Origin of the sequence: Ornithinibacillus californiensis (assembly GCF_001038485.1) — a bacterium.
GTDB classification, from domain to species: Bacteria; Bacillota; Bacilli; order Bacillales; family Amphibacillaceae; genus Ornithinibacillus; species Ornithinibacillus californiensis.
In genome coordinates, this window is record NZ_LDUE01000058.1 from 46,685 (window position 1) to 72,124 (window position 25,440).

28 protein-coding genes and 1 pseudogene are annotated in these 25,440 nt (G+C 37.1%); 5 read left to right on the top strand and 24 right to left on the bottom strand.

Going from position 1 to position 25,440, the window contains the following annotated elements:
• Positions 1-4 precede the first annotated feature (4 nt).
• Complete coding sequence (locus TE34_RS14280) at positions 5-784, top strand: ABC transporter substrate-binding protein (RefSeq protein WP_047985490.1); 780 nt, start codon at positions 5-7, stop codon at positions 782-784.
• 253 nt (positions 785-1,037) lie between these two features.
• Here TE34_RS14280 and TE34_RS14285 read toward each other — a convergent pair whose 3' ends face one another.
• Positions 1,038-1,907, bottom strand: coding sequence for an alpha/beta hydrolase (locus TE34_RS14285; protein ID WP_047985491.1), 870 nt, complete (start codon positions 1,905-1,907; stop codon positions 1,038-1,040).
• Between the two features lie 108 nt (positions 1,908-2,015).
• On the opposite strand from TE34_RS14285, the gene TE34_RS14290 reads away from it, so the two are divergent.
• Positions 2,016-2,327: a hypothetical protein gene (locus TE34_RS14290; protein ID WP_047985492.1), complete on the top strand. Its 312-nt coding sequence runs from the start codon at positions 2,016-2,018 to the stop codon at positions 2,325-2,327.
• A gap of 88 nt (positions 2,328-2,415) precedes the next feature.
• Entirely contained in the window at positions 2,416-4,668 is a 2,253-nt protein-coding gene (locus TE34_RS14295; protein ID WP_047985493.1) for an EAL domain-containing protein, read from the top strand.
• A 71-nt stretch (positions 4,669-4,739) separates the two neighbouring features.
• Here TE34_RS14295 and TE34_RS14300 read toward each other — a convergent pair whose 3' ends face one another.
• Together TE34_RS14300 and TE34_RS14305 are read right to left on the bottom strand one after the other, a co-directional pair.
• Positions 4,740-6,203 carry a methyl-accepting chemotaxis protein gene (locus TE34_RS14300; protein WP_047985494.1) on the bottom strand — a complete coding sequence of 488 codons (1,464 nt, stop codon included), beginning with the start codon at positions 6,201-6,203 and terminating at the stop codon, positions 4,740-4,742.
• A 175-nt stretch (positions 6,204-6,378) separates the two neighbouring features.
• The gene (locus tag TE34_RS14305; protein WP_053075092.1) at positions 6,379-6,969 is read right to left on the bottom strand and encodes a TetR/AcrR family transcriptional regulator; all 591 of its coding nucleotides are present in this window, start codon (positions 6,967-6,969) and stop codon (positions 6,379-6,381) included.
• 155 nt (positions 6,970-7,124) lie between these two features.
• On the opposite strand from TE34_RS14305, the gene TE34_RS14310 reads away from it, so the two are divergent.
• Positions 7,125-7,886, top strand: coding sequence for an SDR family oxidoreductase (locus tag TE34_RS14310; protein ID WP_047985495.1), 762 nt, complete (start codon positions 7,125-7,127; stop codon positions 7,884-7,886).
• Positions 7,887-7,958: 72 nt separating this feature from the next.
• Here the strand turns inward: TE34_RS14310 and TE34_RS14315 are convergent, their stop codons facing one another.
• The gene (locus TE34_RS14315) at positions 7,959-8,273 is read right to left on the bottom strand and encodes a hypothetical protein (protein ID WP_053075093.1); all 315 of its coding nucleotides are present in this window, start codon (positions 8,271-8,273) and stop codon (positions 7,959-7,961) included.
• A gap of 196 nt (positions 8,274-8,469) precedes the next feature.
• Here TE34_RS14315 and TE34_RS14320 point away from each other — a divergent pair, with 196 nt between their 5' ends.
• Positions 8,470-8,883 (top strand): DUF4395 domain-containing protein, encoded by a 414-nt coding sequence (locus TE34_RS14320; RefSeq protein ID WP_047985496.1) that lies wholly within the window; start codon positions 8,470-8,472, stop codon positions 8,881-8,883.
• A gap of 71 nt (positions 8,884-8,954) precedes the next feature.
• Here the strand turns inward: TE34_RS14320 and TE34_RS14325 are convergent, their stop codons facing one another.
• The 20 genes and pseudogenes from TE34_RS14325 to TE34_RS14410 form a co-directional block, all read right to left on the bottom strand.
• A complete protein-coding gene (locus TE34_RS14325) occupies positions 8,955-9,419 on the bottom strand; it encodes a hypothetical protein (RefSeq protein WP_047985497.1) in 465 nt (154 codons plus the stop codon).
• 17 nt (positions 9,420-9,436) lie between these two features.
• Positions 9,437-10,207 carry a hypothetical protein gene (locus TE34_RS14330; RefSeq protein WP_047985498.1) on the bottom strand — a complete coding sequence of 257 codons (771 nt, stop codon included), beginning with the start codon at positions 10,205-10,207 and terminating at the stop codon, positions 9,437-9,439.
• A 148-nt stretch (positions 10,208-10,355) separates the two neighbouring features.
• Positions 10,356-10,667, bottom strand: coding sequence for an HAD family hydrolase (locus tag TE34_RS14335; RefSeq protein ID WP_047985499.1), 312 nt, complete (start codon positions 10,665-10,667; stop codon positions 10,356-10,358).
• A gap of 34 nt (positions 10,668-10,701) precedes the next feature.
• Positions 10,702-11,568 (bottom strand): Cof-type HAD-IIB family hydrolase, encoded by an 867-nt coding sequence (locus tag TE34_RS14340; protein WP_047985500.1) that lies wholly within the window; start codon positions 11,566-11,568, stop codon positions 10,702-10,704.
• Between the two features lie 85 nt (positions 11,569-11,653).
• Positions 11,654-13,090 (bottom strand): 6-phospho-beta-glucosidase, encoded by a 1,437-nt coding sequence (locus TE34_RS14345; RefSeq protein WP_047985501.1) that lies wholly within the window; start codon positions 13,088-13,090, stop codon positions 11,654-11,656.
• A 29-nt stretch (positions 13,091-13,119) separates the two neighbouring features.
• Entirely contained in the window at positions 13,120-13,242 is a 123-nt protein-coding gene (locus TE34_RS21070; protein WP_157037642.1) for an HAD hydrolase family protein, read from the bottom strand.
• Positions 13,223-13,294, bottom strand: coding sequence for an HAD hydrolase family protein (locus TE34_RS21750; RefSeq protein WP_157037648.1), 72 nt, complete (start codon positions 13,292-13,294; stop codon positions 13,223-13,225). The genes TE34_RS21070 and TE34_RS21750 overlap by 20 nt, the downstream gene beginning before the upstream one ends.
• Before the next feature lie 186 nt (positions 13,295-13,480).
• Complete coding sequence (locus tag TE34_RS14350; protein ID WP_169749103.1) at positions 13,481-14,920, bottom strand: glycoside hydrolase family 1 protein; 1,440 nt, start codon at positions 14,918-14,920, stop codon at positions 13,481-13,483.
• 72 nt (positions 14,921-14,992) lie between these two features.
• Entirely contained in the window at positions 14,993-16,918 is a 1,926-nt protein-coding gene (locus TE34_RS14355; RefSeq protein WP_047985502.1) for a beta-glucoside-specific PTS transporter subunit IIABC, read from the bottom strand.
• Between the two features lie 247 nt (positions 16,919-17,165).
• Positions 17,166-18,014 carry a BglG family transcription antiterminator LicT gene (gene licT / locus TE34_RS14360; protein WP_047985503.1) on the bottom strand — a complete coding sequence of 283 codons (849 nt, stop codon included), beginning with the start codon at positions 18,012-18,014 and terminating at the stop codon, positions 17,166-17,168.
• 135 nt (positions 18,015-18,149) lie between these two features.
• The gene (locus TE34_RS14365; protein WP_047985504.1) at positions 18,150-18,368 is read right to left on the bottom strand and encodes a hypothetical protein; all 219 of its coding nucleotides are present in this window, start codon (positions 18,366-18,368) and stop codon (positions 18,150-18,152) included.
• Between the two features lie 11 nt (positions 18,369-18,379).
• Entirely contained in the window at positions 18,380-18,529 is a 150-nt protein-coding gene (gene sspO / locus TE34_RS14370; protein WP_042149740.1) for a small acid-soluble spore protein O, read from the bottom strand.
• Between the two features lie 259 nt (positions 18,530-18,788).
• A complete protein-coding gene (locus tag TE34_RS14375; RefSeq protein WP_047985505.1) occupies positions 18,789-19,199 on the bottom strand; it encodes a DUF3021 domain-containing protein in 411 nt (136 codons plus the stop codon).
• Positions 19,189-19,650: a LytTR family DNA-binding domain-containing protein gene (locus tag TE34_RS14380; protein WP_047985506.1), complete on the bottom strand. Its 462-nt coding sequence runs from the start codon at positions 19,648-19,650 to the stop codon at positions 19,189-19,191. Before TE34_RS14380 ends, TE34_RS14375 begins: the two co-directional genes overlap by 11 nt.
• An 18-nt stretch (positions 19,651-19,668) precedes the next feature.
• The gene (locus TE34_RS14385; protein WP_047985507.1) at positions 19,669-20,415 is read right to left on the bottom strand and encodes an ABC transporter permease; all 747 of its coding nucleotides are present in this window, start codon (positions 20,413-20,415) and stop codon (positions 19,669-19,671) included.
• A 34-nt stretch (positions 20,416-20,449) separates the two neighbouring features.
• Positions 20,450-21,355 (bottom strand): annotated as a pseudogene (locus tag TE34_RS14390) (ABC transporter ATP-binding protein).
• 21 nt (positions 21,356-21,376) lie between these two features.
• Positions 21,377-21,649, bottom strand: a complete 273-nt coding sequence (locus TE34_RS21515) for a hypothetical protein (protein ID WP_047985508.1) — start codon at positions 21,647-21,649, stop codon at positions 21,377-21,379.
• Between the two features lie 19 nt (positions 21,650-21,668).
• Positions 21,669-23,393 (bottom strand): sulfate adenylyltransferase, encoded by a 1,725-nt coding sequence (locus tag TE34_RS14400; protein WP_047985509.1) that lies wholly within the window; start codon positions 23,391-23,393, stop codon positions 21,669-21,671.
• A gap of 115 nt (positions 23,394-23,508) precedes the next feature.
• Positions 23,509-25,041: a solute symporter family protein gene (locus TE34_RS14405; protein WP_047985510.1), complete on the bottom strand. Its 1,533-nt coding sequence runs from the start codon at positions 25,039-25,041 to the stop codon at positions 23,509-23,511.
• Positions 25,041-25,388: a DUF485 domain-containing protein gene (locus TE34_RS14410; protein WP_047985511.1), complete on the bottom strand. Its 348-nt coding sequence runs from the start codon at positions 25,386-25,388 to the stop codon at positions 25,041-25,043. The genes TE34_RS14405 and TE34_RS14410 overlap by 1 nt, the downstream gene beginning before the upstream one ends.
• Positions 25,389-25,440 lie beyond the last annotated feature (52 nt).

Here is a 25,440-nt window from a genome sequence, read left to right on the forward strand (position 1 = left end):
TCCTATGTTAAATATACAAGACCACCTAGGTAGAACGGTCACCTTACCAAACCCACCGAAACGGATCATCTCCCTCGTCCCCGCCATCACAGATACGATGTACCATTTAGGACTGGAGGACAAAATCATTGGTAGAACTCGGTTTTGTATCCATCCGAAAGATAAGGTGAAACAGGCTGTGAACATTGGTGGAACGAAAGAAATTAAGCTCGATCGAATCCATGAGCTGAAACCTGACTTAATTATTGCCGAGAAAGAAGAAAATACGAAAGAAATCGTAGAAACGTTAGAACAGTACTATCCTGTCTTTGTTTTTGAAGTGAAAAAGATCGCTGATGTTTATCGGATGATTGAGGACGTAGGAATGTTAACGGAGTTTGAAGAGGAATCTACTAAACTAGTCGCGGACATACAACATGCGTTTTCCATGCTGCCAAATGTCCACGGCAAGCGAGCAGCATATGTGATCTGGCAGCGTCCATACATGGTAGTAGGAAAAGATACGTATATCCAGTCACTACTACAAGAAATGGGCTTCGCTAATCCGTTTGTAACCTATGAAGGAAGATACCCAGTAGTAACAGAAGAAGACTTCCAACAAGCTGAGCTTGATTATATCTTATTAGCTACAGAACCATATCCTTTCCGTGAGAAGCATTTGGAAGAATTTCAAGAGATGTTGCCGAATGTAAAGCCAGTTATCGTCGATGGTGAAATGTTTTGGTATGGGGCTAGAATGGTAGAGGCTACTGCTTATTTTAGAGAGACTTTTCCAGAGATATAAATGAGGATTTAGCTATTCGCTAATAGCCGGATTAACACTAATTGTAACTATCGTCGTCCTTCTATATAAAAAGAAGTAACCGCCCCTCTCGACTGGTAGCGATTACTTCTTTTTAGCGATTACTTCTTAAGGTCAACATGCTCTTTATGCGGCTTGTAGTTGTGGTACTTAGTAGTTCCAGCTACTAAGTACCTTTTTCTTATTTATTAGTATAGATTTTAATTTATATAGTGTCAACGCCGATAAAGCATAATCAACCTATCAAAAATTCCAAAACATCCCGATAAACAATCTGCTTCTCCACCTCATTCAACACCTCATGCTTCATTCCGGAATATACCTTACTCGTTATATTTCTATAACCCTCTTTCCGCAATGAATCAAACGAATCCTTCAACCCTTTTTCCCCACCAGTAATCGGATCCCCAGCGCCGACGATACTAAGAATGGCTAAATCCGGGTTCTTACACTTGTATTTATGATAGCTATGCATCGCCCGATCCGCTTGAAACACGGTTACTGTAGCATTATTTTGATAGGCATAGTTGCATAATGGATCCTTTCGATAATTCTTAATGTTTTCCTGGTTAGCACTAAGCCATGAATCATCCTGGCTATTACCACCCATATTTTGAATTAGTTTACTATACCCATGTTTACCAGAGAAAAGAGTAATGACTTTCCCAATCAAATAGGCAAATGTAACCCCCGGAACATAGTTAGGCGTTCCACTTAATACTAACTTTTTTACTTCATCATCATGCTCCTGTATATAAATTCTCGCAAGTAAAGAGCCTAAAGAATGACCAAATAAATATAGATCCTTATTTGGAAATCGCCTCTTTATATATTTCGTAATGCGCAGTTGGTCATCAATTATTTCATCCACACCGTTCATGTAGCCTAATGGATACTGCTCACTAATAGATGCACCATGCCCACGAGTATCCGATATAATAACCGTTAATCCATTCGCTGTTAGGAACTCAATAAAATCATAGTACCGTTCCTTATGTTCATTAGCTCCGTGTATGATTTGTACAAGCGCTTTCGTATCTATTGCTTCAAACAAAACGACTGATAATGCTAATCCGTCACTCGCAGAAATATGAATATGTTCCATTGTACAGTCCCCCTAATTAGAGATACTGCCAATCTCCTGATGGTTAGAGATAGTATTACAATTTTCGTGGTAAACTATGAATACCGAAAAAGTCTGGAGGAAACAACTATGGAAATCTCATTATTAGAATGGAAAGCACTCGTTGAAAAGAAATTAAAGAAAAAAGTCATCATCAAAATCATTTGGAATGAGCAAGAGAAAATCACTCTACTTATCACGCCAAATATGAAAATTAATTCCTTTATCCACGATGAAAAAGAGGGCTATCTTTTCTATGATATCGAAGGAAAACTTGTGGAGTATGCGATTCCTAGTATATTAACGGAGAAGGATTTAGTCGAAGGTAAGATTGTCTTTCATAAAAACTTGAAGATTAATGGTCAATCCGTTTCAGAAGAAGAAATCAAAGGTACTGAATAGATGGCTAATATCGCATTTTAAAGTATACCTACACTCTTTTCTTAGATACTAACTATTAAGTACCTTTCCAAAGAGTGGTGGAACTGTCATGCAGAAACGAAAAAGAAATACCATTATATTTATAATTTTATACCTTACTGCCTTCTATGGATGGCTATGGTTCTTTACTAATGATTCTTGGTTACATGTATTTGGGGCTGCATTATTTCCTGTTATTGGTGCAGGGGTTGCTCTAAGTTCGTTTATTAGACCTTATCGTATTTTATCATGGGAACATCGCGTCTTTATTTTACTATTGACTTTAGGAATTTTTCTTCATCTCTTATCTAATTTGATTTGGCTTCTGAATTTATTAATAAATGGAGAGAAAGACTATCCTGATCTATCGTTTATTATTTGGATTACCGTATATATTTTCTTTCTTGCTTCCTTAATCTATAAACTAAAAAGATTATACAAATCGCTTTCCATGGCACCGTTTCGATTTAATATTTCAATTTTTATGATAGCTGCAGTTTCGATTAGTTTTCATTATTTAATTAATCCGATTATTGCCCTTTCGGCAGAGCATCAATCCTTTGCAGCATTTTTTATACTATATCCAATTCTCGATATCGGGATTGGTTTTATATCCATTAACATATTTTATATGACTCGTTATACTGTGGAAAATAAAGCATTTCTTTTTCTATCGCTCGGTTTTTTGACCCAGATTATTACTGATACGTTATATATTTATTTATTAATCAGTGGTCAATATGAAAATGGTAGTTGGATTGATCCTTTATGGACCCTAGCTATTTTATTCCTCGCGTTTTCTAACATCTATGTCGATAAGTATGAGGAAGAAAAAAAATGGAGTTCAAATTCCTACCCACAACAAGGAGACAATGGTTTATTTTTGAACTTAAGTGTTATTTTCCTAGCCTTTCTCGTGATGCAGGGTAACGGGTGGAGATGGAATGCGCTAATTATCGGGCTTGTCTCTTCCATCATCGTCATTGTTATTAGACAGATTTTTGTTATGAAGCAGCACCGTGAGCTATTACATGATCTGTGGTATCATGCCTATCACGATAAGCTTACCGGCTTGTTTAACAGATCCAGTTATTTACTCGATATTAAGAGTCTAATTCAATTTTCAGAGGAACATCAGAAGAAATTCGCAATTATGTTACTGGATTTTGATCGATTTAAGAATATTAATGATACCCTTGGACACGGAATTGGTGATAGGCTGTTACAGGAATGCTCGGTACGATTAAAGCAATCTATTTCTCCAAATAATCGTGTATACCGGGTTGGGGGAGACGAGTTTATTATTATACTTCAAGATGCAACGGAGGAAATTTGTACGACTGTCGCAAATACTATTTTAAAAAATTTTTCCAAAGTATTATCTGTTCATAACTATCAAATCTCCATCACGCCTAGCATTGGCATTAGTATTTATCCTGACAATGGAAATACTAGTGAAATTTTATTGAAGAATGCGGATACTTCCATGTATCTTGCCAAAAACAAGGGTAGAAATCAATATGAACTGTATAGTAGTGAATTAAATGAAAAAATGGCTAGAAAAATGCAGATAGAAAATGACTTAAGCCAAGCACTCGCCAATAATGAGTTACTACTTCATTATCAGCCGAAAGTAAAATTACAATCAAGAGAAATTATTGGGGTCGAAGCGTTATTACGCTGGAAACATCCTATATTGGGTGATATACCACCAGATGAGTTTATCCCTCTTGCAGAAGAAACTGGTCATGTTGTCCAAATTGGGGAGTGGGTACTCTACAAAGCTTTTAAACAGTTAAATACTTGGAATAAAAATGGCTACTCAAATCTATTAATGTGTGTCAATGTTTCTGCACGCCAGTTTCAACATGGGGACTTCTTGAAAATTGTGAAGAAAGTATTGGAAGAGACAGAAGTTAATCCGAAAGATATAGAGTTAGAAATTACTGAAAGCATTATGCAAAATTTTAAGGATTCTACCAGAATTTTGAATGAACTTCGTAATATGGGGATTCGCTCATCGATTGATGACTTTGGAACTGGCTATTCTTCCCTTTCTGTCCTAAAAGACTTGCCCATTCAAGTAATTAAAATTGATCGATCATTTATTAAGGTTTTGAAGGATAAAGATATCGCCATGGTAAAAACGATCATGGATATAGGTAATAATCTAGATTTGAATGTCGTAATTGAGGGAATAGAAACAGAAGAACAACTAACTACTCTGCTTGAGATTAGTAATCGAACTATTTATGGTCAAGGTTATTTATTTGGTAAGCCACTGCCAGCTGAAGCATTGGAAAAGGTTTTATGTAAGAAGTAGTGCTTGAAATGAAAAAGAAGTAATCGCTCCTATTACTTGGAGATTCGATTACTTCTTCTCTTGTTTCGCAATTAAACTAGATTAGCCAAGTTCTGTGTGGCTTTATTTGTTTCTTGTATTAATTGAGCAAGTTGTTCTTTATTATTAGTCTGTGACTGAACAGTTGCAGAAACTTCCTCAAGCGACGCAGAAGCCTCTTGTATGATGGAAGCAAATTCATTAATCGCTTTTTCAATAGATTCCGTTTCCTCATCTATCGTTTTTGCAACCGTCTCAAATGACTGGACCTCTTGTTTCAAATGCAGGATAGATTGTTGAATAGAGTCAAAGATAGACTGATTCTTCTTCGTTCCTTCTATATTCTCATCCATCTTACTTGCGACCACATTCATCTGCCCTTGTGTCTCCACGTTGTTCAAATGCACTTGGTTTAACGTCATGGAAATTTGTTCGGCTGTTTTGTCCGTAGTTTCCGCGAGTTTTCGTATTTCCTCAGCAACAACCGAGAACCCTTTCCCTGCTTCCCCAGCTCTTGCTGCTTCAATCGATGCATTTAAAGCAAGTAAATTCGTTTGAGAAGTGATCGCTTGAATAGCTTGAATAGAGCCTAGCGAAGACTCAATATTCTCACTTAACTGGTTCATATTGTTTTCAGTTAATCGAATAAATTCTTTAAATTCATCCATTTGCTCACTTAACACTTGTGACTGAGAGCGTCCCTCGTCAATCTCTCCAGTCATTTTACTACTATAATCACTAATCTGATTTACTCTAACATTCATAGATGCTACTTGGTTCGTAGTGCTTTCAATTGCTTGCATGATATTCGTTATCGTATCTGCTTGAATTTGCGTTCCAGAAGCTACCTCTTGCAGGGCATCATTTATTTCATGAAATGCAATTTTCTCTGCTTCTGATTGCTCATCTACCTGTAGCATATTATGTGCAATTACTTCGGAGTTCTCTGATAAGACTAACCGTCTATTAGACTCCTCTTCTAATTTTTCGCCCATCGTCACTGACAGGGATTCGAGATTCTTTTCAAGATTGATCATAATTTTTTGTTGGACATATAAAACGATAACAGCTAATGAATAAATCAATAAAAACGTACCAATTTCAGTAGTGTAAATATCTCCATTATACAAAAACGCGACGACGAGTATTCCTAGACCACTTATCGTTCCTATGGTAAATAAAACGAGGTTCATAAATAGTGCTGAACAAATTAACAGAAAGTAGACTAATGGTAGATTATTATCGGAAGGGCTAATTAACATGATAGCTCCTACAATAAAGATTAATCCAACAATCGATATATATGGGATCAGCTTTGTTAAACGCTTACTAAAATGTAAAATGGCAATTGTGGCACAAAGTAAGAAGCCACCTATCGCTATCGTCAAGATAACATTTAAAGGTTTGTCTAAACCAACCTCAACAACTGTAGCCAAAACCGTCGATATGATCAGCATAATTAATACGGTTCTATTTTTCTTTCTCAATGTTTGGATGTTTAACTCTTGGATGGACATTTACATTCTCCCCTAATATGTACTATATACAACTTTAATTTTAGCAGAAAAATGCAAAATGAATATTGTTTTTTTGTCAAAAAACGACAAAAATTGCAACACAATTATTTGTCTCCTTATGAAAAAGAAGCAATCACCAACACTATATTGGTAATTACCTCTTGTATTTCCAATACTATGAAATTGATGTCTGATTCCTGAAAGAACTACTCATGGATAATATCATAATCAGTTGCTCATTCATTTCCTCTGTTGGGGTTTCAAAGTCCCTGCGATACCACTCTATTAACAAACCGAGAATTGCATTAGCCTGATAGCTAGTTAAGTATTCTATTTGAATCTCGCTGTCTGTTTTCAGATGGTTTTCTTGAATAGATTCCATCATAAACGTCCGTACCGTATCAAATAGTAGATTATAATACATCAACGGAATCTTCTCGTCGAAAATAATCTGATAGAATTTCTTATACCGCTTAACATGATCAAATATTTTAATCATTTCTGGACGAATATGCTGAATTCGAAAACCTGTCCGGTAATAAGGCTGCTCATAGGCTTTCTTAAAATCGGAGACAATCACTTCTACGTAATGCTTAAATACGCCATGTACATCTTTATAGTGCGAATAAAAAGTTCCTCGATTTATTTTAGCTAATCGGCATAATTCAGCTACTGATATAGAATCCAAGGGCTTCGTTTTTAACAAAATTAATAGTGCCTGTCTAATACTTTCTTGAGTTTTAATAACCCGCAAGTCTTGTTTCAAAATTTTCACCCCCACTTTATTGAACACTTTTTCCAATTTCCGTCTAATATTGAACAGTTTCTTGTTTTCCGTTGTTTGTAGAAATTCTCTCTTTATCTTACAATTTTATTGTACACGTGTATAGTATCTTTATAATTTCACTAGGAGGTAATAAGATGAAATTACAAGACAAAGTAGCAGTCGTAACCGGAGCTGCATCTGGAATGGGTAAAGCTATTGCAGAACTGTATGCTAGTGAAGGTGCGAAAGTAATTGTTGCTGACCTTAATATAGAAGGTGCAGAAGAAGTCGTAAACGGCATCACTGCAAACGGTGGCGTTGCCAAGGCTGTTCAAGTAAACGTAGCAAAACAAGAAGATATTGATAACATGATCGACACAGCAGTTTCTGAATATGGAACATTAGATATTTTGGTAAATAATGCTGGTATTATGGATGGATTTGAACCGGTTGGGGATATTCTAGACGAGCGTTGGGATTTGATTTTTGACGTAAACACAAAAGGTGTGATGCGTGCTATGCGTAAAGCCCTTCCTATTTTCTTAGAAAAAGGTAAAGGAAACATTATTAATACCGCTTCAACTGGTGGATTAAACGGTGCTCACGCTGGTGCGACATATGGTGCTTCTAAACATGCCGTGATTGGTTTAACGAAAAACACTGGTTTTATGTATGCACAAAAAGGAATCCGTTGTAACGCGATCGCTCCAGGTGCAGTAGCAACTAACATTTCTGCATCAATGAAAAATATTAATCCGTTCGGTATGGAACGTGCAAAAGTTGTACAAGGTGTTATTCCAAGTATTGGACAACCTGATGATATTGCACAAGTTGCACTATTCTTAGCTTCTGATGAGTCAAGCTTTGTCAATGGTACAGTTATAACTGCTGATGGTGGTTGGACTGCGGCATTTTAATAAATAGGTAAACAGGAAGGGCGGAACCCAAATAGGAACCGCCCTTTTTCTAAGGAATGATTACTGTGTTTTTTAATATGGACCTGGTTTAAATCCGGATTGATAGCCATATCCACTTGGATAACCTTGATAGCCTGGGAAATTATTGTATCCGTATCCTGGATATCCTGGGCCATACCCACCGTATCCTGGGTAGCCTGGATATCCTGGATATCCACCATAGCCTGGACCATATCCCCAGAATCCCGGACCATACCCATGAGGACCGTCAAATAATTCTCCACCAATATAACCTATTCCTGCTCCAATAAGTCCTGCAGCCAATGGACCTATAAATCTCTCGTCTTGATGATGGTTTATCGGTAAATTATTTCTAAAATGTTGCATTTGAATTCTCCTTTTCCATCTGGTCTTCTGCCTTAAACCTGTTACACTATAGCCTATGGAAAATAGTCATAAATGTACTGGGCAATGTCCCAATTCAGGGAAATCCTATGCTAAAACATCTTCAGGTGGAAACTTTTCTCTTTATTCCGAGTAAACTACTATGTATAATAGGTATTAATGGAAGGGAGATTTTATCATGAGCATTCCAAAACCACTTGTTCAAATAAATCAAGCGTTTATTGCTATAACAGTACTTCTAGGTTTACTAATCCACCCCATGATTATGGTCGTACCGTTTGTCATTGGGGTATATACGTTAATTACAAAGCAAAATCCAATTATCCAGTTTAGTAAGTCGTTTTTGAAGAAGAAACCTAATCAGTATAAACAAGAAGACAAACAGCAACAGCTTTTTAATCAGTGGATAGCGACTAGTTGCATTGGTCTATCTTTAATTTTCTTTTATGTAAATATGACGATTCTTGCTTACTCATTTGCGATTATGGTTCTAGCTGCATCCACCATTGCACTTTGCGGCTTTTGTGTTGGTTGTTTTATACGTTATCGGTTTATGATGTGGCGTTATCAGCGTACGAAAGCAGAACAATAATACACCTACTAAAAAAACTCCGATGCAGAATTGCTTTGGAGTTTTCATATTAAAGTCTATTCTAATTTACTTCATTTATAATTAGGAGTAGTAACACCTATTGCTGAATTTTCTCTTAGGATGAACTCTATATTTTTAACATTTTCTTTTTCGCATTCTACGATTAAAATAACGACAGGGAGTATTCTTCTTTCTGTTCGTTTGCCGCTTTTAGTAAATTTGATCACGCACATATCCCATATAAAACCGATTGAAAAACCTATAAACGCCGCAATTAATCCCCAAATAATGGGTCCCCATTCCAAGATGAAACCCAGACTCGTTCCCACAACCCCAAGTGCCACCGCTAATGCCATTGATTTATCTAAAAATGAAAATCCATCTGCATCATGAATCGAATCGAAAACCTTTAAAGACTCATTGGACTCTTCGATCGGTACTACAAATATATTACGCTTCTCTACACCCTCTTGTTCTAACTTAGTAATCGCTAATTCAATTGAAGGCGAATGTTCAAAGATAGAAAACACTTGCATGTGTTGTTACCCCAATTTCATTTCACCCTAAAACTAGGATGTTGATAGTTATCACGAAAATAGTCACGCTGTTCTCTAATATAAAGTTTGTTATTTTCAACCGTATTCACATACGCATCATACATGGCAAATCCGTAAATGGAAGGTAAAAACAAGAGCCATTTTTTATCCAATACATTTGTTGCCTTTTGTATTTCACCCATAAACATATAGTTCATTGCTTCTGCAAAGTGAGAGAAATAAGCAATTACGATCATCCATATTAGTATGAAACCAGCAATTATAATTCGATGTATATATAGTTGTCCCAGCCCTGGCATGATAGACGACCATAATAATGCCGTTAGAGGTTTCCTTCTATCTAAATAGTTTATCTCCATGGGGCCAAGAACGAAAGAGTTGAAGCGATGATTTTCTCTTTGTGCCAGAAGTGTTATTTTATTCATATCAACGGCCGTTCGATAGCTATCCCAGGTAGCAAAAAAGTACGTTGGGATATACAACATTAACCACCTAGTATCCACAACTAGTTTCGCCTGTTCAAAATCTCCTATAAAAGATAAAACAATTGCCTCGTTTATATTTGCATTTAAATTAATGACCATTTCCCATAAAAACAAGGCCATCCCTCTCAAGTACTTTGAAAGTAAGAGATGTCCAAATCCTGGATAGGCTAGCGACCACCATGCAATAATATATGGGTTTCGCAAATGTAGTTGTGTAGTCCCAAGTTGACTAACGTGCGCAATGTATCTCCTAGCAGTATTGTTATTAGTATAATTTCTCAATACGAATACCCCATATTCAAAAAATCCTATAGATTAGTTGTACTGTGACTTTCACCACAATATTACCTATCTATAGGATTTACATTTTTAGTTGGAATATCCAATTTCAAAGGGATATTAATCAATTAACATATTAGGATATTAAAACTTAATCTTGTAAAGCTAGCATTTGAATAATCGTTTTTAATACCGCATCTTCCTCATTGGAACGGGTTTTGAAAATGGCAGCATCTTTCACTTCCTGAACTGCATTACGAACAGCGAAACTATACTTATTGTGGGTCATCAGCTTGATATCATTATAGCCTTCACCGAATACCATTGTTTCCTCTGGAGTAACATCTAATAGATCTTGTAAGTGTTCAACTGTAGTACCCTTATGAATATTCACATTGACAATGTCTATCCAAGCAACTTCTGATGCAACAAAATACGCTGATTCAAAGAATGGAGATAACATTTGTTTTTCTATATAGAATTACCAACTAAATAGTTTATAAATTATCATTTTCATAAAAACTATATTTTTCATTTAGCACATAATTATTTATTGCATAAGCAACACCATGTTCGTCATTAGTCAATGTTACAACGTCACTATGCTTTTTCACTTGCTCACTAGCATTGCCCATAGCAATAGATAATCCTGCCATATTAAACATGGTAATATCATTAACTTCATCTCCAATTGCAACTGTATCTTTGTGGGGAATATTAAAATATTCCGCCATATATTTTAGTGCATTGCCTTTACTAGCTTGATGATGCATGATATCCATAAATAAAGGAGTAGAAGCAATATAGAGGTCATCAATAGAATTTAAAAACGACTCGAATCTCGTTTTTTGTATAGGGTCTAGTGTGTACACAAAATACTTTTGTATAGAAATAGATTGATCATTTAAAATGTCATCGATTTGATTAATTAATTGATGTCCATATCGTTGAGAAAATGCTTTATACATTTCTAGCTTTTCTTTGGCGTCTTCAGCTGTAAGTACTTTTTCTAATCGCTGAATATAATCCTTTGGAGTAAAGACCCCCTTATTGGTAGTGACTCTATACGGAATAAATTCCTTATCCAGTTCCAATGCAATTTTATTAATTTGATCAGCTTGCATCGGAATCATATGTACCACTTGATTCCTTATATACAAGGAGGCACCATTATTGGCACCAATAGGACAACGTAATTCATACTTTTCTAAATCGGGTTTGATCTCATCTAACGCCCTACCAGATAATACCATTACCTTATGCCCTTGCTCTTGAGCTTCTTGTATTGCCTCTAGATTCTCTCGGCTTATTTCGTGTTTAGAGTTGAAAGTAGTACCATCTAAATCGAGTGCAATTAGTTTCATTTACTTCCCCACTTTCCTAAAAAAGGATAAGTTCCTCGTCCCAATTGAGACAAGGAACTAACCTCGTTTGCGTTCTAAAAAAGATTTATAAATCTTCTCCATTTGTCTTTATTACATTTTTATACCATTCAAAGCTTTTCTTCTTCGTCCGGTTCAATTTTCCTTTTCCTTCATTATCTCGGTCTACATAGATATAACCATAGCGTTTCTTCATTTCACCAGTAGATGCACTCACAATATCAATTGGTCCCCAGCTTGTGTATCCAAGTATATCCACGCCATCATAAATAGCTTCTTTTAGTACCTTCAGATGTTCACTTAAATAAGAAATACGATAATCATCTTGGATCTTGCCATTTTCATCTGGTATGTCCACCGCGCCTAGGCCATTCTCAACAACAAATAAAGGCTTTTGATAACGATCCCAGAGTTGGTTTGCAGTGATTCGCAATCCTTTCGGGTCAATCGTCCATCCCCATTCAGATGTTTCTAGATAAGGATTTTTAACAGATCCAAATACGTTACCACTCGTTTGTTTTTGTTGAATTTCTGAATCGGTACTAGTTGTTCGGCTAGAATAATAACTAAAACCAATGTAATCTACTGTATTTTCTCTTAGTATTTCTTCATCATCATCTTCCATTTCTAATTCGATACCATTTTCCTGGAAGAATCGTTTTGCAAATCCTGGGTATTCCCCTCTAGCTTGTACATCGATAAAGAAAAAGGAGTCTCTGTCCTTATTCATTGCATCCCAGACATCGTCTGGATTACTTGTATACGGATAGAACATCCCGGCCGCTAACATACACCCAATCATTGCTCCTGGAATAATTTCATGCCCCGCTTTTACAGCTAGTGCACTCGCAACAAGTTGATGGTGAGCAGCTTTGTATTTGACTTGTTGCTCATTTTCTCCCTCTTCAAAGACTAAACCTGCACCAACATATGGTAAATGTAAAAGCATATTGATTTCATTAAACGTTAACCAGTATTTTACTTTATCCTTATAACGAGTGAAGACAGTTCTAGCATACTTTTCGAATAAGCTTACGAGTTTGCGATTTTTCCAGCTACCATATTCTTTGACTAAATGTACTGGAACATCGAAGTGAGCAAGGGTAACTAGTGGTTCAATATTGTATCTCTTCAATTCATCGAATAGGTCATCATAAAATTGCAACCCAGCTTCATTCGGTTCAGCATCATCCCCACTTGGAAAAATACGAGCCCAAGAAATCGAAAGACGTAATGTTTTAAATCCCATTTCAGCAAAAAGTGCAATATCTTCTTTATAACGATGATAAAAGTCAATTGCTTCATGAGTTGGATAGTATTCTCCTTCTAGAGGTGAGAAAGAGGGCAGTTTTCCTTTCATAATCGAAAAGCGTTTCTCTCCTGTTGGTAATAAGTCAACGGTAGTTAGTCCTTTACCATCCTCTAAAAAAGCTCCTTCTGCTTGGTTTGCAGCGATTGCTCCTCCCCATAAAAAACCCTCAGGAAAACTAGTTGTTTTTATCATTTGATTAACCTCCAATACGTAAAATTATGTTAGCTAGACATGTTATTCAACACGGATATATGAATTGCATGCGCAACACCGTGTTCATCATTAGATAAGGTTTCGATATCACTATGTTTTTTTATTTCTTCACTAGCATTTTTCCATCGCAATCGATAATCCTGTCATCCAGAACATGGAAATATCATTCCTATCATCCCCAATTGCTCGGTATTCTCTAGTGGAATCTAATACTTTCTAGCATTACTGTTATTGCCATTCTCTTGCTAGCATCCAGCTGCATTATATCTAGATTCATCGTAACTTAAAGCAATTTCAACATAGTTTCTAGGAACTTTTCTATTCTCTCCGTGTCTCGTTCGTTCCATCTTTTCTCAATTTGTTACGATATTATAAATACTCACCATTTGTTTGAATAACGTTTTGATACCAATAGAAACTTTTCTTTTTCTTCCGTTCTAGTGTTCCGCTTCCATCATCATGTTTATCTACATAGATAAAACCATACCTTTTGGACATCTCACCTGTAGATGCACTGACTAAGTCAATACAGCCCCAGGATGTGTATCCCATCATTTCAACTCCATCTTCAATGGCATCTTTCATCGCCTGAATATGTTCCCTTAAATAGTCGATCCGGTAGTCATCCTGAATAGAACCATCTTCCTCGACTGTATCGTAAGCTCCAAGACCATTCTCAACTACAAATAACGGTACTTCGTAGCGTTCATATAATTCATTTAATGAAATACGGAATCCAGTTGGATCTATTTCCCAACCCCAATCACTCGCTTGAAGAAATGGGTTCTTTATTCCACTAATCATATTACCTGCACCATGTTCTTCTGGTGATTTTTCTTTCTTCTCTGTACGAGACATATAGTAACTTAATGATATAAAATCAACTTTTCCTTCTTTTAATAATTCCAAATCCCCGTCATGTATCTCTAATTCAATCTGATTCTTTTTAAAGTATTGGTTAATAAACCGAGGATACTTACCACGTACTTGAACATCTCCACAGAAGTAATTAAAGAGTCGTTTTTCTTCAAGTGCATACATGACATTTTCCGGGTTAGAATCATATGCATATACTGGAGCATAGAGTAACATACAACCTATTTTGGAACCTGGGATCATTTCATGTCCAAGTTTTACAGCTATAGCACTAGCAAGGAATTGATGATGGAATGCTTGGAATGTTGGTTGATATTTATCTTCTTCCTTTTGAATATGGAATCCAAGCCCATACAAAGGGATTTTCAAACCACTGTTAATTTCATTAAATGTTAACCAATACTTCACTTTATCTTTAAAACGGTGAAACACTGTTTTCGCATATCGCTCAAAGAAAGTAACAACTTCACGACTTCTCCAGCCACCATATTCTTTAACTAAATGGAGAGGCATTTCATAATGAGAAAGAGTGACTACTGGTTCAATGTTGTATTTCAATAATTCATCGAACACATTATCATAAAATTGTAGGCCTTCTTCATTTGGTTCCAGTTCATCACCGTTAGGAAATATTCTGCTCCACATAATACTCATTCGATAGGTTTTAAATCCCATTTCAGCAAACAATGCAATGTCTTCCTTGTAACGATGGTAAAAGTCTATCGCTTCATGATTGGGATACGTGTACGTTTCTTTATCTATCGTGTAATCAAAATTAGGGTTCTGTCTTACTGTCTTTCTAATTTTCCCTCCAGGTAAAACATCGGCAATATTTAATCCTCTTCCACCTTCGTTATACCCACCTTCTAGTTGGTTTGCTGCAGTTGCACCACCCCATAAAAAACCTTCTGGAAATTTCGCTTTATTAATCATCCTAGTTACCTCCTATAAAAAAGAGAAATATGGCATCATTTGGTTGGATACCATATTTCTCGTTGGAATTATTTATCTAACAGTTTTGATTAAGAAGTCTTTTTCATCAATTGCTTTAGCTTCTGTGACTTCTACTTCTTTAAAATCAGCGCTGTTTGTAATAATGACAGGGGTCACAACTTGGTATCCTGCCTCTTTAATTTTTTCAATATCAAATTCTACTAATAAATCACCAACATTTACTTTATCACCTTGTTTAATGTGTGCTGTAAAATGTTTTCCTTCTAACTGTACAGTGTCCATTCCAACATGGATTAGAACCTCTGTACCGTTATCCGATGTAATACCAATTGCATGTTTTGTTTTAAATAAAGTTGTTACTGTACCATTTACAGGAGAAACTACTCTTCCTGTTGTTGGATCGATTCCAACTCCTTTACCCATTGCTCCAGAAGCAAATACCTCATCTGGAACGTCAGATAGAGCAATAACATTTCCAGCGATTGGGCTTGCAATTTCTTCATTATTTGTTACTTCACTTTTTACTTCTTCATTTTTAACTGTGTTGTTGTTTTCTACATTTGTAGCTTTTTCTTTTTTGTTAACTCCACCAAAGAATAGAGTAAGAACGAAACCTAGTATAAACGCTACAACGATTGAAATAATCATTCCCCAGAAGCCAAAGGTAATACCCTCTTCTGGATGGATAAATGTAGGAATTTTAAATACACCTAATGGACCTGCAGAATAAAGTGCAGCACCAGTTACTGCGATAATTGCTCCACCAACTCCAGAAGCAATACAGCTCATAATAAATGGTTTTTTCAATGGTAATGTTACCCCATAAATTGCTGGTTCAGTAACTCCGAAGATTCCAGAAATAAATGCAGGTATACTTAAAGATTTTAATTTTTTGTTTTTAGTTAATAATAGTACACCTAATACTGCACCACTTTGTGCAAATGAAGCTGCAAATGTCATTGCAATTAATGTGTCATAACCCATAACTGCTAAGTTGTTGTAGTAAATTGGGATAATTCCCCAATGAACTCCAAAGATAACAAATACTTGCCAAAATGCACCGACAACTAATCCAGCAAGAAGAGGAGCTGCTTCATAAACCCAAACTACACCTTGTCCTATTGATTGTGCTAACCAAGTAGCAACTGGACCAATAACGATAAATGTTAATGGCACAATTACTAATAATGTTAAGAATGGTACGAAGAATGATTTGATAATTCCTGGAACAATCTTAGTAAATCCTCTTTCGACTTTAGATCCCACATAAGTTGCTAAAATAATAGGTACAACGCTAGATGCATAGCTCATTAATACAACTGGTATACCTAAGAAGGTAATTTGAACAGCAGATTCAAATACGGTTCCACTGAATAGCGTCATAATTGTTTCGCCAGCTTTAATGCCAGTTAGGCTCGGGTGAACGAGTGCTGCTGCAATTGCCATACCTAGGAATGGTGTTCCACCGAACTTTTTCATAGAAGTATAACCTAGGAATATTGGTAGGAATACAAAGAAACCATCGCCAATTGCATTAAGTAGTAAATACGTTCCATCTGTGTTCTCTAACCAACCTAATGCTAAGAATAAAGAATTAAAACCTTTGATAATACCTGTTGCCATTAATAATGGAAGGATAGGAATGAAAATATTAGAAACTATATCCACAAAGCTTGAGAAAACACCTTTTTTCTCCTTTCCTTCTTCCGCTTCCACTGGTTTTTTCGCTTGGAAGCCACCTTCTTGTACGACTGCTTGATATACATCAGGTACGTGATTTCCAATAACTACTTGGTATTGTCCAGCGCTTTGCATAACAGTTACGACACCATCATGCTCCATTAATGCTTCTTTGTTAGCTTTTGATTCGTCTTTTAATCGAAAACGAAGTCTAGTTACACAGTGTGTAACGCTGTTAACGTTTTCTTCTCCACCGACATTAGCAATAATGTCTTTTGCCAATTGTTCATACTTCATAATCGGCCACCTTCTCTTCCTTATTTATATTTTAAAACTTTGGAATGTTCACTTACCTTTCTCCAAATAAAAAACCTGAACTAATTTGAAAATGTACACAGAAATAGTGTCATTCAAATCAGCTCAGGTTATGCCCAAAATAGGTAACATTCCTAATAAGTAATTTAGTTGTCGTTAATCAATTAACAATTACAATTTATCATGACTTTTATACTAAGTCAACATCTTTATAAAACGTTTTCATAAATTATCCATTTTCTTGTCTAAAAGTTACTCGGTGAATGTGCACAGTTAAATAGACTTCTTCATCCTTTGGTAAATACCAATCGAATTCTTTTTGCAGATAGATGGCGATTTTCTTCGTACATTCGTATGCTTTGTCATACTTATTACTTATGTGTTCATGTAAAAAATTATCTACGGTATCTTCCATCTTCTCTTTCCGGATAAATCGGATTGCAAAATAGCGTAAATGGGTTAAGAAACGTTCATAATTAATGGTATTTTCATCAATTTCCACTTGAAAATGGTATTTTACAATATTTAAAATGTTGTTTACCATATTGGTTATTTTGATGGCAACATCCATGTTTTCTCCAGTAATCTGGCTATTAACTAAATGTAATGCAATAGATGCAGCCTCATCTTCGTCTAGCCTAATCCCCGTTTCTTCCTTAATGAATTCAATCGCTTTTAGCCCAATTTCAAATTCTTGTTTATAATATTTTCTTATTTCATAAAGAAGTGTATTTCTTAGTTGAATTCCTTGATTATATCTCTTAATTGCAAAACTAATGTGATCTGTTAGTGCAACGTACAGATACTCGTCTAACTTGTAAGGTAGTTTCGCTTTAGCATATTCTAAGATTTCGGATGCAATCGTCAAGTATTTTTCTGATGTATCTTTTAATAATAGATCAAGCTTTTCAGTGATACCTGTATTTTGCAGTCTAAAGGTTTTTTCGATTTTCGATTCATCAACTGATTGGCCAACCTTTTTCTGAAAAGCAAGGCCTTTCCCCATTACGACCATTTCTTCATTTTGCTCATTTTCCGTAATAACGACATTATTATTCAATACTTTTTTTATTTTCATCGGATGAATTACTCCTTAAACGCTTTGCCTATAATTGATATTTACCATACAATATCAATTATAGGCAAAGCAAATGAAATGGTTGAGCCCATGAAAAAAAGTGCTCGGTTTATGACAAACCAAGCACTTTCTAATCTACTCATCAAACTGCTTACCACGAAACATTTCTTCAAAACGTCTCATCTTCTCATCTCTAATTTGATCAAGGGAAGAATATGCACTGCGATTAACATTGGCAGTCATCCCGAGTTGGGTTGTCATGCCGATCTGTGTTCCAAAGGAATCATTAATAATACTTTCACGTTTTCCATCAAAGTGTGGAGTTGTCTCGGTACCCGTATTTCGACGTGGCATTTAATCTCCCCTTACTGACGCTTTTTCGTTTTTTTATTATTATACTTTTCATTCGGTGTTAGTGGTTCATTAGCAAACTCATGATCAAATTGCTTGGAAAGCTTCTTTCTCACAGCCTGCTCGTCACTAAAACCACCACTACTTAGCTTTTTCTTTCCCATTAGAACACCTCCCCATTTGTAGTTTCTACATTGTGGGGGTAAATATGATATGGTTTGCTTGCCTTTTTTTTGAAATGGGCTGGGTTTATGGTGTGGGTTGACATAATCTTTAGCGAGGATTGGAGATACTTTAGCGAAATAGCTGTCATCTTTAGCGATATGGTAGTAAACTTTAGCGAAATTACCACTATCTTTAGCATTTCAATCTACCCATCTCCAAAAACAGGAAAAAAACAACCGCGCCAAACTTGCGCAGTTGCTATTCCTTCTTTTGCAAATGTTCATTCAAATCTGCTTCCAATCTCTTGTAATAGATATAATACCCAGTCCAAAAAATAAAATAAATGGAAAGGAAAATAATAAAACTAATCGCTATCGCAAAGAACGTAAAAGGTAACCAACCAACTGAAAGCGCAATGATATAATATACAATAATGGATAGACTCAAATGTACAACTGTTTTCATTAAAGGGGTCCACCTAGGCTTTTCAAAAATAAACGAAGCAAAGCCATAATATACACCAAATGACATGGAACCGAGCATATGAAGCCATATCTCTGAAACGGTTGATTCGATATTATTTATCATGAGTATGGTTAGTGCAATAAATGTTAGAAAACCACCAGCAGCGATACCGATTGTTATTCTTCTAATAAATTCAGCGAACATTTACTTTCCCTCCCATCAGCAATTTATCCTTAATCGCGTTAACGTATTCTCTGGTGACATACTCTTTATTTCCTGATTGAAAATAAACGCAAAGGTTCCCATTAAAGGATAAGTCGAATCGCTCAATTAGATTCAGATTTCCTATCACAGACTTGGAGAAGCGCATGAAATGGTGAGGGATTAACATTTCTTCTACTTCATAAAGCTTCATTCTCAACTCTAGGCGACGATTTCTTAGTGCAGCATAGGTTTTTCTATTTTCGGCATAAATATAATCAATCTCACTAGGATTTAACAACACGGTTTGATCTTCATCCATGCCAAATAAACGTTTCTGGTTCTTCTTTTTGATTACTTTTACAATCTCCTCTAATTCCTCCGTCCATTCTGCAGCTTGAATCGTGATAGAAGTCTCTCCATGTTTCTCATCAATATCAATGTTCAACTTCATAAGCTTCCCCCTAACTCGCTACCCCCTTGCCCGCTTTAAGAATCTCGGATAACGAAATATTGCTATTAAAAATCCAATGAATCCATAACCTAATAGGACCAGCGAAACATGTAAAAGAAGCGTACTTTCTAAGACCCCTGCCATCGCATTTTGATAGCCCTGATGCGCCCAATATTGAGGAAGAAATTTAGCTATGTTTTGGATGAAGTCCGGCATCATACTAATAGGCACCCACAGTCCGCTAAGCACTGCGCCGCCCATCGCAATAACTTGAGTAATAGCGATTCCCATATTAATTGTGTTAACAAGAAAAGCAAGAGCTAGCCCAATCCCTGTTACTGTAAAGGCGATTAATATAGTTAGCATGAACAGTATTAACGGCTGCTTCCAAGAAACACCGTAGACGATTTTTCCAAATGAAAATAGTATCCCGATTTGAATCATCACTACCAATAGATTGGGAACCCACTTCCCAACTAAATATTTGTATGGGGAGAGTGGTGTACTTGCAATTCTAGCGGTCATGCCATAATTTTTATCCTTCAAAATGGTATCCACCATGTTAATCATGATGAAGAACACACACATAACGGTATAGCCGGGAATAATGGAAGTGATTACTTGTTCCCTCGTATCAGAATCTACTCCAGAAGTAAAGACACTAATAAAAATTACTGTAAAGGCAATGGGTAGGATGATCATCCAAAAAAGTAAACCTTTATCCTGAAGATACTTTTTTGTTTCCAATGAAATAATTCCGTTCATATTAAATTCTCCCTTTTCATTATTTTAACATAATTCAGTCCCTTAGCTGACTCCCTGTTAAGCTAAAAAAGACGTCCTCTAAACGAGGCTTGACAAGTTCTAATCGATTCAACTGACTTTGATTTGCTTTTGAATAGCTTAATATTTTTTCCATGATAGTTAATGGGTCCTTTGTATGTACTAAATAACCACCTTTTTCCTGTTCTACCTTGCCGTCGATGTCCTGCGGTAAACAATTCTCACCATGAACAAAAACAGACGGGATGGAATATTTTTGTAGCAGTTCTTTTATCTTTCCTTGCTCCACTACTATCCCATGATCCATCATGGCAACCTCATCACATAACAGTTCTACTTCCTCCATATAGTGGCTTGCATAAATAATCGTACATCCCTGTTCTTTCAACTTCTCTATCATCTGAAAAATATATCTTCTTGATTGTGGGTCTATTCCGACTGTTGGTTCATCCAAAATAATAATTTGAGGATGATGCATAAGTGCACAACCGATATTTAACCGCCTCTTCATTCCGCCCGAAAAGGTGAGTACTTTTTCCTTGCCATAGTCAGCTAATCCAATATCGTTTAACACCACTTGTGCACGAATTTTTTACGCTTTTCCTTTTAAACCATAGAGCTTTCCAAAAAAATATAGATTATCTAGTGCTGTTAAAGTTAACTCCACACAAATTTCCTGTGGTACATAACCATATTTTTGATTAACCTTTTCGTATTGAATGTTCCCTTCAAAATCCTGAATTACATTAGCAAGAATCTTCATTAATGTTGTCTTACCAGCACCATTTGGGCCTACTAGACCAAAACAGATTCCTATTGGTATGTGGAGAGACACGCCTTTCAAAGCCTGCGTTCGGTTATACTGTTTCTTCACATGCTGAATCGAAAGCATCGTAACACCTTCCTTTTCATTTTTCACCATTATCGCAAGGAAGTTCTATATTTACTGAGAAATTGGTATAACGTGTTGGTTTTTATGCTTAAGAATACGAAAATGTTGTTTAGGATGCATAGGGTGGGCTTTTTTGTGTGGGGTTTTCTTCGGGAAGGGATGTCTACTTCCGATTGGTGGGTGGTTGACATAATCTTTAGCGTAGATTGGAGAAACTTTAGCGGATATACTAGTAACTTTAGCGAAATCACCATAACCTTTAGCGAAACGGACCCAAACTTTAGCATTTCCACTTTTCGCCTCAAAAAAAGAAGCAACCGCCACACACGGTTGCTCCTGAAGACTATTCCTCATCCACTCCACGATAACGTTTATACGGCAGTGGATTCCACGTACGATAATCCAGTTCTTCTTTTCGTAATGCTGCTGGAATGTCATCCAATATGCGTTTTGCTACATCTAGTTCACGCTCTGCCTCGGATTTATCTTGGTACATAAACTCATCGGATGCTTTGTCTAGTGCTTTATCCACCTTTTCTTCCAGATTCTCCACGACCATTTCTTGTTGGCGACGGATGGATTCGCGTGCTTCTGCTACCCAATCCGGTTGAACATTTCGTAGACCATCGGTTACATAACTGAACTCGCTGAATATATCTTTATAAACTCTATCGGCGTTTTCACGGACATCTGCAATTACTGTTTCTAAGTCCTCAATGGTTAGTTGTTCTGGTTCCAGAGCTTTCCTTCGTTCTGGTCCACCGAGACGAGTATTTTTTAGATAATATGGGAAAATACTCTTAATGGTTTTTCCTACTGGATTAATTGCTAAGCCATTTTCATCAATGCCTTTTGGCTGAACACCTTGCATCGCAATACGTGCTGACTCAGGGCGAACAATTTCTTTTGGCGGTAACACACCATAACGTAGTAGCTCACGAATTCCTGTTCCAGAAATGTTAATACGGTAACGAGCATCATGTGGGCAAGTTTGTTCTGTGGCTGGGTTATCACAGCGTGTGCAGTAGAAAACCTCATGGAATAAGCGCACATCAATGCCTAGTTCATCTGGGGTGAACTGATCAAAAATCGAGTGACTGGCATATTTGTCATAATAGTCCCCGATTCCAGCATGGTCACGGCCAATCAATGCATGGGTACATCCGTAGTTTTTCATGATTAATGCATGCAACACCGCTTCACGAGGGCCGGCAAAGATATACGTAACCCGTAGTGGTGCTAGCATCGTTCGTTCTTTTGGATAATACTCCTCCAACACGGCACGGTAGGAAAGCATGCGGAACTCATGTCTCGTGTATTCACGCTTTGCCATCTCTACTAGTGGTTGAACGAATAGACCATCCATTTCTTCTAACGCATTGCGATGAATATACTCATGGCCACGGTGTAACGGGTTCGCTCCCGTTATAAAACCGCCGACCGAATTAAACTTTTTATCTTCATAGAAAAGTTTCCACGTGTCTTTTGGTTCCATGCGGATGCTTTCAAATGGGCCCCAATGCACGCGGCGGACTAAAGTTATCGGACCCGCTAATGCCGTGTCACCCATACGACGATAAATCGCATCGACACCTGGGTGGTTCCGATCGGCTGTCCCGAAAACATGCTGCGCTCGGAATTCACGGTCGTAGTAGAAAATATCTTCTAGCTTTAGAATAGCAACGGGCTCTTTTGTTTCATCGGCAAGTGCGATTTCATCCCCAACCGCAAGACCTGCAATGATCTGCTTATTACGGTCACCAATTGGTGCAAAGCTTAAAGGTACCGGCCATACGACGCCATTTGCTAAACGGCCCTCTGTTAGAACGGACTTATAATCCGCTTCATTCATGAACCCTTCATTTGGGGAAAGTACACCTGTCGCAATCATCTCCAGTGTAATAACAGCTTCTAAGTCGACCATAATCATTGGAAGCTGCTTGGCTCGTTCCAATTCTTCTTCGCGCTCTTTTCCCCTAAGAACTCTATCCACCAATTTTCCACCATGTGGTTGCTGCGGATAGCTAGCTAGTTTTTCTTCCGTTAAAATTACCGTATCTTGACTCATGATCTCTCCTCCTCATTTTCCCTATTACTTAATTATATTTATAAAAATTACCTATCATAACTTGAATTGGAAAAACAACGGGATTCGGGGACAGGTTTCCTGTCCCTTTGTCCCATTAAGACTCGCGGTATCCGGTATTCGCTCGTACTTTAACTTCCGCATAACGCTTGAAGTCATATTCTTTTGAGAATACGGTTCCTAAATATCCACCTAGGAAACCTAATGGCACGCTGACTAGTGCTGGGTTATCTAATGGGAAGATTGGATTCCCGACAAATAGTGCTGCTCCTTCAACAGGTGAGAATACACTTGGGCTCATTGATACTAGAACTAAAGCAGAACCAAGACCTGCCATGACAGCCCAGAGTGCACCCGATGTATTAAATCGTTTCCAGTAAACCGTGTAGAGAATTACCGGTAAGTTGGCACTAGCAGCAATACAAAATGCTAGTGATACTAAGAAGGCCACATTTAAGTATTGTGCACCTAAGGAAAGAACGATAGACAATACAGAAACTCCTAATGCTGCATAACGTGCTGCTTTTACCTGTTCTTGTTCGGTGATTTTTCCTTTTTTAATTATTTGACCATAGATATCATGTGCGAATGCCGATGCCCCTGAAAGCACAAGCCCCGCTACTACCGCTAGAATGGTGGCAAATGCAACCGCTGAAATGAAGGCAAATAAGATGTTTCCACCTATCGCCTCAGCTAGAAGTGGTGCTGCCATATTCCCACCAGGATTTGCAGCTAGAATGCCACTTTCACCAACGTAGATTGCTGCACCAAAGCCTAGGAACAATGTTAAGATATAGAAAATACCAATTGTCCAGGTAGCTGTGATTACAGAACTTCTCGCCGTTTTAGCGTCTTTAACGGTGAAGAAACGCATGAGGATATGTGGTAATCCAGCTGTTCCTAGAACCAATGCAAGCATTAGCGAAATGGTACCTAAAGGATCATCATACTTTATTCCAGGATTTAAATAATCTGCTCCATGGCTTGTTGCCGACTTAACCTCGGTAAACATCGCTCCAATATTAAAGTTAAACTTCATAAGGACAATGAACGAGATAATAACCATACCAGCCATGAGGAGAACAGCCTTCGTGATTTGTACCCAACTCGTAGCAATCATGCCACCAAACAACACATAAACTGTCATCATGACTCCAACTATTAACACGGCAATCCAATAAGGAATATCAAATAGAAGTTGAATAAGTGCTCCTGCACCAACGAGTTGTGCAATCATGTAGAATAGAACGATCGTAATCGTACTAAGTGCAGCTGCCCCCCTTACTTTCTTCGCATTGAATCGCGAGTTAATCATATCTGCTAGTGTGTATTTTCCAAGGTTACGAAGTGGTTCTGCGACTAAAAGCAATACCACTAGGTAAGCAATTAAAAACCCAATACTATAGAAAAATCCATCAAAACCATTTAATGCAATTGCTCCTGCAATCCCAAGGAATGAGGCAGCAGATAAATAGTCACCAGCAATCGCCAGACCGTTTTGCCAACCAGTCAATCCGCCTCCAGCCGTATAAAAATCACCCGCTGACTTGGTACGTTTTGCTGCGTAATACGTAATAACTAGGGTAAGAGCTACAATTGCTAAAAATAGAATAACAACTATTGGATCCATTAGGATTTTCCTCCTTTTTCAAGCTGATTCTCCACAATATCTGCAGCCTCTTTATCAAAGGAGTTAGCCTTCTTCACATAGATCGAACAAATCACCCAGGTCATCACAAACTGCGCAACAGCAAATATCCATGCCCAAGTTATATCACCAATCACCGGTACATTTAAGAATGTTCCATAGGAAGTTGAGATTGGCAACAAGAAGTAAAATACTAAGAAGAAAATTGTCATTGGTACAATAAACTTTCGCTTATTCTCCATCAATTGTTTAAACTGTGAACTCTCTACAACTTTCTCGTAATTTACATTGGATTCCTTCTGTTCATCCACAAGCTTTGGTTGAGCCATAAACCATCCACCCCTTTTATAATTTTTCTAACCATTTTTGTAAGCGCTTACT